The sequence below is a fragment of the Enterobacter mori genome (assembly GCF_025244905.1).
In the GTDB taxonomy this organism is placed as follows: Bacteria; Pseudomonadota; Gammaproteobacteria; order Enterobacterales; family Enterobacteriaceae; genus Enterobacter; species Enterobacter mori_A.
Map to the genome: position 1 here is coordinate 1,265,458 of NZ_CP104285.1, position 14,660 is coordinate 1,280,117.

Annotated in this window: 13 protein-coding genes; 2 read left to right on the forward strand and 11 right to left on the reverse strand. The window is 54.7% G+C overall.

The features are described 5' to 3' along the window. Nucleotides 1–58: 58 nt before the first annotated feature. Genes nadD through leuS form a run of 4 tightly spaced genes read right to left on the reverse strand, consistent with a single transcriptional unit; the run spans nt 59 to nt 4,914 of the window. The gene (gene nadD, locus N2K86_RS05925; RefSeq protein ID WP_260660815.1) at nt 59–724 is read right to left on the reverse strand and encodes a nicotinate-nucleotide adenylyltransferase; all 666 of its coding nucleotides are present in this window, start codon (nt 722–724) and stop codon (nt 59–61) included. Continuing rightward, nucleotides 717–1,748: a DNA polymerase III subunit delta gene (gene holA, locus N2K86_RS05930; protein ID WP_260660816.1), complete on the reverse strand. Its 1,032-nt coding sequence runs from the start codon at nt 1,746–1,748 to the stop codon at nt 717–719. Before holA ends, nadD begins: the two co-directional genes overlap by 8 nt. Beyond that, complete coding sequence (gene lptE / locus N2K86_RS05935; RefSeq protein ID WP_041951371.1) at nt 1,748–2,317, reverse strand: LPS assembly lipoprotein LptE; 570 nt, start codon at nt 2,315–2,317, stop codon at nt 1,748–1,750. The genes holA and lptE overlap by 1 nt, the downstream gene beginning before the upstream one ends. A gap of 14 nt (nt 2,318–2,331) precedes the next feature. Further along, nucleotides 2,332–4,914: a leucine--tRNA ligase gene (leuS, locus tag N2K86_RS05940; RefSeq protein WP_260660817.1), complete on the reverse strand. Its 2,583-nt coding sequence runs from the start codon at nt 4,912–4,914 to the stop codon at nt 2,332–2,334. Between the two features lie 216 nt (nt 4,915–5,130). Here leuS and N2K86_RS05945 point away from each other — a divergent pair, with 216 nt between their 5' ends. Both N2K86_RS05945 and N2K86_RS05950 read left to right on the forward strand, forming a co-directional pair. Then, nucleotides 5,131–5,613 (forward strand): zinc ribbon-containing protein, encoded by a 483-nt coding sequence (locus N2K86_RS05945; RefSeq protein WP_006177147.1) that lies wholly within the window; start codon nt 5,131–5,133, stop codon nt 5,611–5,613. Between the two features lie 338 nt (nt 5,614–5,951). Next, nucleotides 5,952–6,977, forward strand: a complete 1,026-nt coding sequence (locus N2K86_RS05950) for an IS110 family transposase (RefSeq protein WP_260658834.1) — start codon at nt 5,952–5,954, stop codon at nt 6,975–6,977. Between the two features lie 570 nt (nt 6,978–7,547). On the opposite strand, the gene rihA is transcribed toward N2K86_RS05950, so the two are convergent. The 7 genes from rihA to corC form a co-directional block, all read right to left on the reverse strand. Beyond that, nucleotides 7,548–8,489 (reverse strand): pyrimidine-specific ribonucleoside hydrolase RihA, encoded by a 942-nt coding sequence (rihA, locus tag N2K86_RS05955; protein ID WP_260660818.1) that lies wholly within the window; start codon nt 8,487–8,489, stop codon nt 7,548–7,550. Nucleotides 8,490–8,609: 120 nt separating this feature from the next. Further along, a complete protein-coding gene (locus tag N2K86_RS05960; RefSeq protein ID WP_014883001.1) occupies nt 8,610–9,335 on the reverse strand; it encodes an amino acid ABC transporter ATP-binding protein in 726 nt (241 codons plus the stop codon). Beyond that, the gene (gene gltK, locus N2K86_RS05965; protein WP_042718003.1) at nt 9,335–10,009 is read right to left on the reverse strand and encodes a glutamate/aspartate ABC transporter permease GltK; all 675 of its coding nucleotides are present in this window, start codon (nt 10,007–10,009) and stop codon (nt 9,335–9,337) included. The genes N2K86_RS05960 and gltK overlap by 1 nt, the downstream gene beginning before the upstream one ends. Next, complete coding sequence (gltJ, locus tag N2K86_RS05970) at nt 10,009–10,749, reverse strand: glutamate/aspartate ABC transporter permease GltJ (protein WP_260660819.1); 741 nt, start codon at nt 10,747–10,749, stop codon at nt 10,009–10,011. The genes gltK and gltJ overlap by 1 nt, the downstream gene beginning before the upstream one ends. Before the next feature lie 154 nt (nt 10,750–10,903). Further along, nucleotides 10,904–11,809, reverse strand: coding sequence for an amino acid ABC transporter substrate-binding protein (locus tag N2K86_RS05975; protein WP_260660820.1), 906 nt, complete (start codon nt 11,807–11,809; stop codon nt 10,904–10,906). A 419-nt stretch (nt 11,810–12,228) separates the two neighbouring features. Continuing rightward, nucleotides 12,229–13,767, reverse strand: a complete 1,539-nt coding sequence (lnt, locus tag N2K86_RS05980; RefSeq protein WP_260660821.1) for an apolipoprotein N-acyltransferase — start codon at nt 13,765–13,767, stop codon at nt 12,229–12,231. Between the two features lie 5 nt (nt 13,768–13,772). Further along, nucleotides 13,773–14,651, reverse strand: coding sequence for a CNNM family magnesium/cobalt transport protein CorC (corC, locus tag N2K86_RS05985; RefSeq protein ID WP_010428614.1), 879 nt, complete (start codon nt 14,649–14,651; stop codon nt 13,773–13,775). Nucleotides 14,652–14,660 lie beyond the last annotated feature (9 nt).

Genomic DNA, 14,660 nt, shown 5'->3' on the forward strand with positions numbered 1-14,660 from the left:
AGTATGGCTTACCCTGTCAAGGCAGGATAATCAATCAGCCGCTTTTTCTTGCCCCAGACTATGCGTCTGCGCTTTTCTGATACAACCCGTGCTGATTGATATACGCCAGAACTGACGAGGGCAGCATATCGTCACAGGCTAAACCCTGCTGCAGGCGCTCGCGAATGAGCGTCGCAGAAATATCAAACCACGGCGTCTCTGCCAGATAAATCTTCCCGGCAGGCTGATTATGCAGATCTTCCACGTTGTCGGTGAGATGAGCTTCAAGCCATTGCTGGTACTGTTGTTCGCGCATGGTCAGGGGATATCCGGGGCGACGACAAACGAGAAGGTGGCTGTTCTCCAGTATGGTTTCATACTGATGCCAGGTGGGGAAGTTGAGCAGGGAATCCTGACCGATAATAAAGGCCAGCGGTTTATCCGGCCCTTGTTCAGCTCGCCACTCCTGCAGCGTCTGGGACGTCCAGGACGGAGTGTTTCGACGCAACTCCCGTTCGTCAAGACGGAAAAGGGGTTTATCCGCAATCGCCAGTGCGAGCATCTCTTTTCGCTGCTCGCTGGTTGCCTCTGGCTGAGGACGGTGCGGCGGAACGTTATTGGGCATAATGATAACGCGCTGCAGGCCGATCAGATTCGCCAGAATTTCAACCGGCTTAAGATGCCCGTAATGCACCGGGTCGAAGGTTCCGCCGTACAGCGCTTGTAGAGAATGCATGCTATCCATCAATAAATACGTCTGCCAGCGCCTTGTGGCAGAGCAGCAGAGAAAGGCTTTCCAGCTCCGACCAGACCGACTGACCGTAATCTTGTTTCAACGTGAGCTCGGCGCGCATGAGCAACTGTACAGCCTGGCGCAGTTGTTCATGACTCAGGCGGTTGATGGCCTCGGTGGTCATCGCCCTGCGGTTTTGCCATACACGGTGTTTATCAAACAGTGAACGCAATGGCGTATGGGCAGACTGACGCTTGAGCGTATTCAGTAACAACAGCTCTCGCTGGAGCGTGCGCAGCAAAATGACAGGTTCACTGCCTTCAAGGCGCAGCTGCTGCAATATGTGCAACGCGCGTTTGCTCTTTGCTGAAAGCAGCGCGTCAACCCAGTGAAACGGCGTAAAGTGGGCAGCATCATTTACCGCCTGCTCGACACGCGGTAACGTCAGTTTGCCATCAGGCCAAAGCAGAGAAAGCCTGTCCAGTGCCTGCGCCAGCGCCAGCAGGTTGCCTTCATAGCAGTAGCAAAGCAGCTGGTTCGCCGCCTCATCCAACTGAAGATTGTGCTGTTTTGCTCGCGCGGCTACCCATTTAGGCAGATGTGCCTGTTCAGGTGTCTGGCAGGTGACCTGCACAGCGTTGGTCGCGAGTTGAGTAAACCACGCTGCGTTTTCCTGCGCCTTGGTGAGCTTGTTGCCGCGCACAATCAGCAGCAGATCGCTGTGTAACAGGCTGACCAGGGTGGCGAGTTGCTCATTTATGGCCGCATTAGGGCCATTTTCCGGCAGCAGGATCTGGATTGTCTGGCGCGATGCAAACAGGCTCATTGCCTGGCAAAGTGAAAAGACGGCGTTCCAGTCGGTGCTGTTGTCCAACTGAACGGTGTGGTGTTCATCAAAGCCTTGAGTAACCGCCGCGTGACGAACGGCATCCAGACTTTCCTGAAGTAATAGGGGATCGTTTCCGAGCAGCAGATACGCCGCGCGCAGCCCTTCATTGAGCTGCGCGCGGAGTTGTTCAGGATACAACCTGATCATCAGTTACCCATCGACGTTGACATGGTCGGCGCGTTAGCGTCCGGCGTGTCGATAATGTCAGAGCCTTGTTTCGTCGACGCAGCAATGCTTGGCAGTTTACGGATCAACTGTTCCGCTGCCTTATCATACATTTCGTTGATGATAATCTGCTGCTCGGCATCTTTTGCCAGCGCCGTTTGCGGGTTATCGAAGAACGAACGGTAGACTTTGGTACTGATTGGATAAATATCTTTACCCGGGATCAATACGGCCGCTTTCACGTTAAGCACCATCTGATATTCCGCAGTACGGCCATCCTGGAAGATGGACGCGGTATCTTTAGACAACGTCGAGGTCAGGATGCGGAAGGATGGAACATCCTGGCGCAAAGTGCCTTTCTCGATCAACTCAACATCGTTTAAACGGAGCTGGTTACGAACAGCCCGGCTGAGTGGGCCATTCGGATCCGATGAGTCGAAGATCAACGTTTTCATCTGAGGTGGCACTGCCGTGGTATTGCGCAGATGCCACCCGCAACCTGCGGTGACAAGCACCGCCAGGGATAAGAGTATTGTTGCCAGTTGTCGCACGTTTCCTCCCGCGCTTAGCCAACGACCAGATTAAGCAGTTTACCTGGTACGTAGATCACTTTACGTACGGTAACGCCCTCAAGATATTTCGCAACCAGCGGTTCCTGGCCTGCGCGTTCGCGAACCTGCTCTTCGGTTGCATCAACAGCCACGGTGATTTTACCACGCACTTTGCCGTTGACCTGCACCACAACCAGAGTCGTGTTTTCCACCATCGCGGATTCGTCTGCCACTGGCCACGGCGCATTGTCGATATCGCCTTGGCCTTTCAGCTCCTGCCACAGGGTGAAGCTGGCGTGCGGTGTGAACGGGTTCAACATGCGTACAACGGCCAGCAGCGCTTCACGCATGATGGCACGATCCTGCTCGCCATCCTGCGGGGCTTTCGCCAGCTTGTTCATCAGTTCCATAATAGCCGCAATTGCGGTATTGAAGGTCTGACGACGACCAATATCATCGGTTACTTTCGCAATTGTTTTATGAACATCGCGACGCAGCGCCTGCTGATCTTCAGTCAGTGCCGCAGCGTTCAGTGCTGGCGCATCACCTTGTGAGGTGTGCTCGTAAACCAGTTTCCAGACGCGTTTCAGGAAGCGGTTAGCGCCTTCAACGCCGGATTCCTGCCATTCGAGGGTCATGTCGGCCGGAGAGGCAAACATCATGAACAGACGCACGGTATCAGCGCCGTAACGCTCAACCATGACCTGCGGGTCGATACCGTTGTTTTTGGACTTGGACATCTTGCTCATGCCGGTATAAACCAGTTCATGACCTTCAGCGTCTTTCGCCTTCACGATACGGCCTTTTTCGTCGCGCTCAACGATCGCATCAACCGGAGAAACCCAGTTACGTTCGCCGTTCGCGCCCACGTAATAGAACGCATCTGCCAGTACCATGCCCTGACACAGCAGCTGTTTCGCCGGCTCGTCAGAGTTCACCATGCCCGCATCGCGCATCAGCTTATGGAAGAAGCGGAAGTAGAGCAGGTGCATGATGGCGTGTTCGATACCACCGATGTAGATGTCTACCGGCAGCCAGTAGTTTGCCGCATCGGAATCCAGCATACCGTCCTGATACTGCGGGCAGGTGTAGCGCGCGTAGTACCAGGAGGATTCCATAAAGGTATCGAAGGTGTCGGTTTCACGCAGCGCAGGCTGACCGTTGACGGTGGTTTTTGCCCACTCAGGATCGGCTTTGATCGGGCTGGTGATGCCGTCCATGACCACGTCTTCCGGCAGGATCACCGGCAGCTGATCTTCAGGCGTTGGCATTACGGTGCCGTCTTCCAGAGTCACCATTGGAATTGGCGCACCCCAGTAACGCTGACGGGAAACGCCCCAGTCGCGCAGACGGTAGTTCACTTTACGCTCGCCCACGCCCAGCGAAGCCAGCTTGTCGGCAATGGCGTTGAAGCCATCTTCAAAGCTCAGACCGCTGAATTCGCCGGAGTTGAACAGCGTGCCTTTTTCGGTCAGCGCTTGCTCGGACAGGTCGGGTTCAGAACCATCAGCGGCCAGAATAACGGCTTTAATCGGCAGGCTGTATTTGGTGGCAAACTCGTAGTCGCGCTGATCGTGGCCCGGTACGGCCATTACCGCGCCAGTGCCGTATTCCATCAGAACGAAGTTGGCGGCCCACACTGGAATGGCTTCGCCAGTCAGTGGATGTTTGGCATAGAAGCCCGTTGCAACGCCTTTTTTCTCCATCGTCGCCATGTCGGCTTCGGCCACTTTGGTGTTGCGGCACTCGTCGATGAAGCTAGCCAGTTCCGGATTGTTCTCTGCCGCTTTCTGTGCCAGCGGGTGACCTGCGGCCACGGCCAGGTAGGTCGCGCCCATGAAGGTATCCGGACGGGTGGTGTAGACGGTCAGAGTCTGGTCGTAGTTCTCAACGTTGAAGGTAATCTCTACGCCTTCAGAACGGCCGATCCAGTTGCGCTGCATGGTTTTAACGGTATCTGGCCAGTGGTCCAGGTTATCCAGATCGTTCAGCAGTTCGTCGGCGTAAGCGGTGATTTTGATAAACCACTGTGGGATCTCTTTACGCTCAACTTTGGTGTCACAGCGCCAGCAGCAGCCGTCGATAACCTGTTCGTTCGCCAGAACGGTCTGGTCATTCGGACACCAGTTAACGGCAGAGGTCTTCTTATACACCAGGCCTTTTTTGTACAGCTCGGTGAAGAACTTCTGCTCCCAGCGGTAATATTCCGGGGTGCAGGTCGCCAGCTCGCGGCTCCAGTCATAGCCAAAGCCCAGCATTTTGAGCTGGTTTTTCATGTACGCGATGTTGTCGTACGTCCACGGTGCCGGTGCAGTGTTGTTTTTGACCGCCGCGCCTTCCGCAGGCAGACCGAACGCATCCCAGCCAATAGGCTGCAGAACGTTTTTGCCCAGCATACGCTGGTAGCGTGCAATCACATCGCCGATGGTGTAGTTACGCACATGGCCCATGTGTAGTCGACCAGAAGGATAGGGAAGCATCGACAGGCAGTAATACTTCTCTTTGCTCTCGTCTTCGGTTACTTCAAAGGTGCGCTTCTCGTCCCAGTGTTGCTGGACTTTTGATTCTATCTCTTCCGGGCGGTATTGCTCTTGCATGGCAGCCAGTGGTCCTGTGTTCAATACAGCTACAAAAATGTAGCCAATGGATGTGGTAATTCAGATCCGCATAGCATAGCCCAAACGCCCGCGTCAAAACAGCCTTTCGCACAAATGCGCGTTGCAGGAATTTACCGGGTCTGTGCTTCACCTGACAAAGCGGCGCTGAAATAAGGTCTATTATTAGAAATAGTTACTTACCCGGGAGGCAAAATGATGAACAAGGTTGCTCAATTTTACCGCGAACTGGTGGCGACACTGACGGAACGGCTGCGTAACGGCGAGCGCGATATCGACGCGCTGGTCGAACAGGCGCGCGCAAAGGTGACGCAAACGGGTGAGCTAACGCGAACCGAAGTTGAAGAGGTGACTCGCGCAGTGCGCCGCGACCTGGAAGAGTTTGCGCGCAGCTACGAAGAGAGCCAGGACGAGGTGGTCGACAGCGTCTTTATGCGGGTGATCAAAGAGAGCCTGTGGCAGGAACTGGCGGACATCACCGATAAAACCCAGCTGGAGTGGCGCGAGGTATTTCAGGATCTCAACCACCACGGCGTGTACCACAGCGGTGAAGTGGTGGGGTTGGGCAATCTGGTCTGCGAGAAGTGCCATCATCACATTGCGGTCTATACCCCCGACGTGCTGCCGCTGTGCCCGAAATGCGGGCACGATCAGTTCCAGCGTCGGCCATTTGAGCCCTAGGTAAAAGCGCAGGTTTATTCCCTCCGCAGAAGGTAAAAGCAAAACGGCAACCATGTTGCCGTTTTTAGTGTCTGCTCCCTCTCCCTGTGGGCTGAGGGATCCCCAGTAATTTTTTTCCTGAAGCGATGAAGATTGCTTCAGAGAAATGAATAACTTACAGCGATGTCCTGGTCCGGCTGTAAATCGCTGAGGCGTTTCCTGTAGGCCGGGGCGAGGCGCATGGATGCGCCGAGAGGGCGGGCTTTACAGGGATAATGAGATGGACGCTCCAGATTTTGCGGTATCAAAGTACCAGACTGGATCGTTGCAATACGTCCTGAAAAATGAGGAGCGTCCACATGAAAGTATCAACTCTTGGTATCGACCTGGCAAAGAACGTTTTTCAGCTTCATGGTGTCGATCACGAAGGCCATACGGTTTTACGTAAGAAGCTGACCCGGGCTAAATTCGTTCAGTTTGTCATTCAACTGGAACCTTGCCTGATTGGCATGGAGGCCTGCTCGTCCAGCCATCATTTTGCACGATTATTCAGTCGTCACGGCCATGAGGTAAAACTCATCCCTCCGCAATATGTGAAGCCTTATGTGAAAACGAATAAGACGGATGCAGCAGATGCTGAAGCTATCTGCGAAGCGGTAACCCGCCCGAATATGCGTTTTGTGCAGATAAAAACCGAAGAGCAGCAGGCCGTTTTAGCGTTACACACTGAACGGGGAATACTTATCCGTGAGCGCATCGCCTGCTCTAACAGCTTAAGAGCTACACTTGCTGAGTTTGGTATTACGATGGCGACCGGGCAAAGTCATCTGATCTGTGAGCTGCCGGCCATTCTGGAGGACGCCGACAATGGGTTATCTCCCTTTGTCAGAGCCAGTATCCTCAGGCAGGCTAAACATATCAGGGCACTTGAGGAGCAGATAAAAGAGGTAGAAGAGGCCCTGGCCTCCTGGTATAAAACACAGGCGGCCTGCCAGAGACTGGCAAAAATCCCTGGGGTGGGCATGCTAACGGCCACGTATGTGGTAGCAGCAGTGGGTAATGCCCGACAGTTCAGTACTGCAAAACAGTTCGCCTCATGGCTGGGGCTGACACCAAAAGAACATTCCAGTGGCGGTAAACAGCAACTGGGCGGGATAAGCAAACGTGGAGATGGATATTTCCGATACCTTCTGGTTCACGGCGCACGGGCACTTACTGCCTGGGTCAACCGGAAAGGCTCAGTTGAGGAGAATGCCTGGCTTCAGGGATTGCTTGAGCGGAAGCACTACAATGTTGCAGTTGTCGCGATGGCGGCAAAAACAGCGAGGATCATGTGGTCAATGTTGGCACACAATACTGAATATCAACCTCGCCAGCCCGCCTGACACAAGGTCAGTCAATCTGACGAGGTGCTGAAAAATGAGTTAACGTCCTGGTATGTGCAGGTGACTTCAGAAGATGGCAAAACAGGTAAGACCGCAGGCAGGATACACCGAGAGGTAACAAGGGCAAGTTAGCCCGTAGAGGATGATTGGTACCTGCCTGGCGGATTTCATCATGGTTCGGGATAAAAAATCCCATCAGAAACCGGATATATGGCTGCACCTACCCGTTTTATTACCGAACTGAAGAAAACATTGCATTCCGGGAGCGTCCATATACGTTACCTCCGCCCGTCCCCGACAAGCCGGAAGGAATAAGCCGAAGGCACCGCGAAGCGGCGATTTACCGCCGGGAGCCCGGGTCGCCAGGGCGGCGGCGATTGAGCCGCCCTGGCACGTTCACAGGTCATGTCCTTACAGAGTAGCAAGCAACATAAAGTGAACGGAATGACCGCTTCAGCCGTATGTTCCCCCTCACCCCAGCCCTCTCCCTCAAGGGAGAGGGGGTCGTCCGTGCTGGTATTATTTTGTGGGGAACCCTCAGCCCTGTGGGAGAGGGCCGGGGTGAGGGCATCAGGCCGCACAATAGTAAGCCAGCCGCTCCGCCAGCAAATCCACAAATGCTTCCCGGTCGATATCCACCATCACCGTGGTATTCGGTTTATTTCCCGTCAGGGAGTAATAGTCCACCACCGTCATCCCCTGGGTATATTTGCCCTGTGTCTCCACACCGACCCAACGTTCCACCGTGGTAAACATCTCTGGTTTTAACAGCCAGGCAATGGTGCACGGATCGTGCAGCGGCGCGCCGTGGAATCCCCATTTCTCGGCTTTGTGATACTCCATAAAGAAATCGAGCAGTTCGGCCACGGTTGTCGCAACCGGGTTACCCACCGAGCGGAAACGCTCAATATCGCCCGCCATAATCTGCGCGCGGTGGGTAACGTCCAGCCCCGCCATCACAATCGGTAATCCCGACTGGAAGACAATCTCCGCCGCTTCCGGGTCGACAAAGATGTTGAACTCCGCCGCAGGCGTCCAGTTTCCCAACCCCATTGCGCCACCCATCAGCACGATCCGGGCGATTTTACCGTGCAGTTCCGGATGGCTGTTCAGCAGCAGCGCAACGTTGGTTTGTGGCCCGGTTGCCACCAGCGTGACGGGCTCCTCGCTTTCGCGCAGCACCTTCGCCATCAGTTCGACGGCGGTACAGTTTTGCGGTCCAAACCCCGGCTCCGGTAGGGTAGGACCGTCCAGCCCGCTTTCACCATGAACGTTGTCGGCAATAATCAGCTCGCGCATCAGCGGCTTCACGGCCCCGCCAGCGACAGGAATATCGGTGCGTTTGAGCAGCGTCAGCATGCGCAGCACGTTGCGCAGGGTTTTTTCAGGCGTCTGGTTTCCGGCGGACGAGGTGACGGCTTTTACGTCAAGTTCGGGGGAGGCAAGTGCAAGGACGAGGGCGATCGCGTCATCATGACCCGGATCGCAATCGAGAATAATAGGCTGTGCCATAGCGTTCTCCATACGTAGCGTTATTTTGTGACAAGGTTAACGCTGCAATGTGACGCCGACGAGAAGAAGAGAGCTAAAGCGTGAAGCAGTGCGCAATCCGCAGATTGCGCACCGGGGAGATTAATGCAGGATTTTGGCGAGGAAATCTTTAGCGCGTTCGGATTTCGGGTTGGCGAAAAACTCCTCTTTCGGTGAATCTTCGACAATTTTCCCTTCGTCCATGAAGATCACGCGGTTAGCCACTTTACGTGCGAAGCCCATTTCGTGCGTCACCACCATCATGGTCATCCCTTCGTGCGCCAGTTCAACCATCACGTCCAGCACTTCGTTGATCATCTCAGGATCGAGGGCCGACGTTGGCTCATCAAACAGCATTGCCACCGGATCCATACACAGCGCGCGGGCGATCGCCACACGCTGTTGTTGGCCGCCAGAAAGCTGTGCCGGGAACTTATCGGCATGCGCCGAAAGCCCTACGCGTTCCAGGAGTTTTAGACCTTTCTCGCGCGACGCTTTTTTATCACGCTTAAGCACTTTTACCTGCGCCAGCGTCAGGTTCTCAATAATGGAGAGGTGAGGGAACAGCTCAAAATGCTGGAACACCATGCCAACGTGAGAGCGAAGCTGGGCAAGATTGGTTTTCTTGTCGTTCACTTTGGTACCGTTGACGACAATCTCACCCTGCTGCACAGGTTCCAGGCCGTTAACGGTTTTGATCAGCGTCGACTTACCGGAGCCGGACGGTCCACACACCACCACCACGTCGCCTTTTTTCACTTCGGTGGAGCAGTCGGTCAGCACCTGAAAGTGCCCATACCATTTTGAAACATTTTTCAGGGAAATCATTATACCGTCCTTTTCTTCAGCCAACTGACCAACAGCGACGCGCTTAAACTAATCACAAAATAGACCCCACCCGCGAAGAGGACCATCTCAACCTGCGTACCATCACGCTCGCCGATGGTGGACGCGGTACGGAAGAAGTCTGCCAGACTCAGTACATAGACCAGTGAGGTATCCTGGAACAGCACGATACCCTGGGTCAGCAGGAGTGGAACCATGGCGCGAAACGCCTGTGGCAGAATAATGAGCTGCATGGACTGCCAGTGCGTCATTCCCAGCGCCAGCGCGGCGCTGGACTGCCCGCGGGAGATACTCTGAATGCCCGCGCGGATAATCTCCGAGTAGTAAGCAGCCTCAAACATCGAGAACGCCACCATGGCGGAGATCAGGCGGATATCGGTTTTCGGCGACAGTCCCAGTACGTTCTGTAAGAATCCTGGAACAATCAGGTAAAACCACAGCAGCACCATAACCAGCGGGATGGAGCGGAAGACGTTAACGTAGGCAGTCGCGAACCAGGCGAGCGGTTTAAAGCTCGACAGGCGCATCACCGCCAGCAGGGTGCCCCAGACGATACCGATGATGATGGCAATCACGGTGATCTTTAAGGTGATCACCAGGCCATCCAGCAGGTAAGGCATGGATGGAACGATAGAACTCCAGTCAAATTCGTACATTATTTGCCCCCCAGATTGCCCGGCAGGCGTACTTTGCGTTCAACCAGGTTCATCACCAGCATGATGAAAGCGTTAATCAGAACGTAAGCGAGCGTAATTGCCGTGAAGGATTCCCACGCGTGGGCGGAATAATCCAGCAGTTTGCCCGCCTGCGCCGCCATATCCACCAGACCGATAGTCGAGGCGATGGCCGAGTTTTTCACCAGGTTCATCATCTCTGAGGTCATCGGTGGGACGATGACGCGGTAGGCGTTAGGCAGCAGAACGTAACGGTAAGCTTGCGGCAGCGTCAGGCCCATCGCCAGAGCCGCGTTCTTTTGCCCGCGCGGCAGTGACTGAATGGCGGCACGCACCTGTTCGCAAACGCGCGCGGCGGTGAACAGCCCCAGGCACAGCATGGAAGAGACAAAGAATTGAACGTTAGGATCCAGTTCCGCCTTGAACCACATACCGATATTTTCCGGCAGCAGTTCCGGAATGACCAGATACCAGGTAAAGAACTGCACGATCAGCGGAACGTTACGGAACAGTTCCACGTACAGGGTGCCGAGTGTTGAAAGAAAGCGATTGGGAACGGTGCGCAGAATACCGAACAGCGAACCGACAAGAAACGCGATAATCCACGCCGTTATCGATAGCGCAACGGTGACCTGAAAGCCGCTCCACAGCCAGCCAAGATAGGTGGTGTTGCCGAACGGGGCTTGTTGCAGAAAGATGCCCCAGTTCCAGTCAATTGACATAATAAACTCCAGAAAAAAAAGGGTAGCAGCGCTACCCTCGAAGATTGGTGAGAAGCTCATTTTCGCGCTGAGTGGGGAACGACCACTCAACGTATAGTCTGTCCATGCTTCCCGACAATCGAGAGGGCAGGAGATCCCGCCCCTGTCGTTCTAATTAGTTAAGCGCTTTATCGTTTGGTGATTTGAACAGTGCTTTCATGTCGTCAGACAGTTCAAAGTTCATGTTGAGGTTCTTTGGTGGAATTGGGTTCTTGAACCATTTGTCGAACCATTTTTCCGCATCGCCGGATGTCTGTGCCTGCGCGATGGTGTCATCGATCAGCTTTTTGAACTGCGGATCGTCTTTACGCAGCATACAGCCGTAGGCTTCTTTGGACTGCGCGGTACCGACGATATCCCAGTTGTCCGGTTTCTTCGCTTTCGCACGTTCGCCCGCCAGCAGGGCGTCATCCATCATAAACGCGACGGCACGACCGCTTTCCAGGGTACGGAAGGAGTCGCCATGGTCTTTCGCGCTGATGATGCGCATGTCCATTTTCTTCTCGTCGTTCAGCTTGTGCAGCAACACTTCAGACGTAGTACCGGAGGTCACAACAACCGCTTTGCCTTTCAGGTCAGCAAAATCTTTGATTGCTCCGCCTTTTTTGGTCAACAGACGCGTACCGACCACAAAGATGGTATCGGAGAAGGCGGCCTGTTTCTGACGCTCAAGGTTGTTGGTGGTAGAACCGCACTCAAAATCGAAAGTGCCGTTCTGCAGCAGGGGAATACGGTTCTGCGAGGTGATTGGAATCAGCTTTACCTGCAGGTCAGGTTTGTTCAGCTTTTTCTTCACAGCTTCAACGATGGCGTTGGAGTAATCCTGTGAATAGCCCACGACTTTTTGCGTGTTGTCGTAGTAAGAGAACGGGACAGAAGATTCACGGTGGCCGACCACGATGACGCCGTTTTTGGCAATCTTGTCGAGAGTGCTGCCTGCTGCCGGAGCGTCTTCAGCGTGAACGACGCCTGCAGACATTCCCATAACCAGCATTGCTGTGGCCAGTTTACGTAATTGCATACCCAACTCCTTTCTTATCAGCGCCAGTGACGCATTGATACCCATTGTGATGTTGTTATATCTCGCGCTAAGCGAGTGCAGTGTTATGCAAGCTTGTTAACATTTAGTCTGGCTTAATGTAAAGATTTTGCTGCGTTATTGTTTATTTTTGCGAAGCGCGCCGCACCATTCAGAGGCAATAATCTTTCGTTGCACCGTTTCGGTGCTACCGATGATCTACGCTGGTGCGACAAGGTTGTACATTAAGCCAAACTGCGTTTACGTGAATAAACAAAGCAATAGACGTGCCAGAATTGACATCACCCTCACCCTGACCCTCTCCCTGGAAGGGAGAGGGGAAAAGGCGGAGCGGGAAATTGAAATGTGTACAGGATTCTTCCCTCTCCCCTATGGGGAGAGGGCCAGGGTGAGGGGTAAGATTATCGACGACGCTGACGCAGGCTCATCAGCACCGCGGCAAAGCCGAACAGCGCGGTCAGGATCCACAGCGGCCAGTTGCCGGTGCGGGCGTACGGCGTCAGCCCCGTGGTTGGGGTGACCTGGGTGGTCAACACCTCTCGGGTAAACTGCGGGATCATGGCCTGGATTTCACCCTGCGGACCAATCACGGCGGTGATGCCGTTGTTGGTGCTGCGCAGCAGCGGACGCGCCAGCTCCAGGGAGCGCATACGTGCCATCTGGAAGTGCTGCCACGGGCCGATTGACTTACCAAACCAGGCATCATTGGAGATGGTCAGCAGATAGTCCGTATCCGGGCGGAAGTTATCGCGCACCTGCTCGCCGAGGATAATTTCGTAGCAGATGGCCGCCGTCAGGGCAACACCGTGCGCGTGCAGCTGAGGCTGAACGTACGGGCCGCGGCTGAAAGAGGACATCGGCAGGTCAAAGAACGGTGCCAGCGGGCGCAGAATCGACTCCAGTGGGACAAATTCACCAAAGGGTACCAGGTGATTCTTGTTGTACCGGTCAGTGGATTGATAGCTGTATTCGCTGTCTTTGCCGAGCGTAATGATGGTGTTGTAGGTGTCGTAGCGGTTTTGCTGGTTAAGACGCGCATCAACAATACCGGTAATCAGCGTGCTCCCGCGCGCCACCAGCAGATCGTTCATCATGTTAAGGAACGGCTGCTGGTTCATTTCCAGATCGGGAATGGCGGATTCCGGCCAGACGATCAGCTGCGATTTACCCATCACCTTTTCGGTGGCGTTGGCGTAGATCTTCAGCGTATTCAGCAGCTCTTTTTCGTCCCACTTCATGGACTGCGGGATATCGCCTTGCACCATGGAGACCTGCATGGCGCGCCCGGGTTCTGGCGTGAACCACTGGATATAACGCAGCGGGAAGGGCAGAGCGAATAGCACCAGCGCCACAGCCAGCATTTTCCAGCAGCGCGTGACCAGCGCCAGCACCAGCAGGCCGCTCACTACCATCAGCAGAAAATTAATCGCTTCAACGCCCATCACCGGCGCCAGGCCTTTCAGCGGGCCATCAATCTGGCTGTAGCCGAACTGCAGCCACGGGAAGCCGGTGAGGACCCAACCGCGCAGGAATTCCGTTACCTGCCAGACAACCGGCGCGGCAATCGCGACGCGCAGCCAGGTGGTTTTAGGCCACAGGCGAGAAAGAATGCCGGCGAACAGCCCGGTATAGAGCGAGAGATAGGCGGCGAGCAGGACCACCAGGAAGACGTTAACCGGACCCGGCATACCGCCAAACTGGGCGATGCTAACGTAGACCCAGTTGATGCCCGAGCCAAACAGCCCCAGTCCCCAGAAGTAACCGATGGCGGCAGCCTGTACCGGACGACGATTCAGGGTCAGACCCTGAAGCCCCATCAGGGAGAGAATGGCCGCGGGCCAGATGTCGTAAGGAGAAAAAGCCAGCGTACCGCTGGCTCCGAGCAACAGCGCCAGCAGCAAACGGACGCGCTGGCGTTCAAGTAATGGGGCAAATGCCATTTACATTAATCTTCCAGTTTTGGCACCGGTGAGTCGTCCGGCGTTCTGACGTGAACCTGAATAATACGTCGACTATCGGCCATGGCGACTTTGAATTGGTAACCGTCGATGTCAACGGTTTCGCCGCGCGCCGGAAGATGACCAAAGGCCTGCATCACCAGCCCGCCAATGGTATCGACCTCTTCATCGCTGAAGTGAGTGCCGAAGGCGTCGTTGAAGTCCTCAATCGAGGCCAGCGCACGCACGGTCCAGGTGTGGCGGCTAAGCTGACGGAAATCGATATCTTCTTCTTCGTCATACTCGTCTTCGATTTCACCCACGATCAGCTCAAGAATATCCTCGATCGTAACAAGACCGGACACGCCGCCGAATTCATCAATAACAATCGCCATGTGGTAACGCTGAGAGCGAAACTCTTTCAGCATCCGATCCACACGTTTACTTTCCGGCACAACCACGGCCTGGCGTAACACTTTTTCCATGCTGAAGGCTTCGGCATCGCTGCGCATAAACGGCAGCAGATCTTTGGCCATCAAAATCCCTTCGATGTGATCTTTGTCTTCGCTGATGACCGGGAAACGCGAGTGGGCGGATTCGATGATCACATCAAGGCACTCGTCCAGCGTCTGGTTACGTTTCAGGGTGATCATCTGCGAGCGGGGGATCATGATGTCGCGAACGCGCTGGTCGGCGATGTCCATGACCCCTTCAAGCATTTCGCGCGTATCTTCGTCGATAAGGTCGTTCTGCCCGGAATCACGAATCAGCTCCAGCAGTTCGTCACGGTTTTTCGGTTCGCCGTGGAAAAGCTGGTTCAGAATGAGGGAGAAAAATCCCTTTTTACTGTTTGTCGTGTCGCTACTGTGTGAATTGTCGTCGCTCATGGCGTTTGT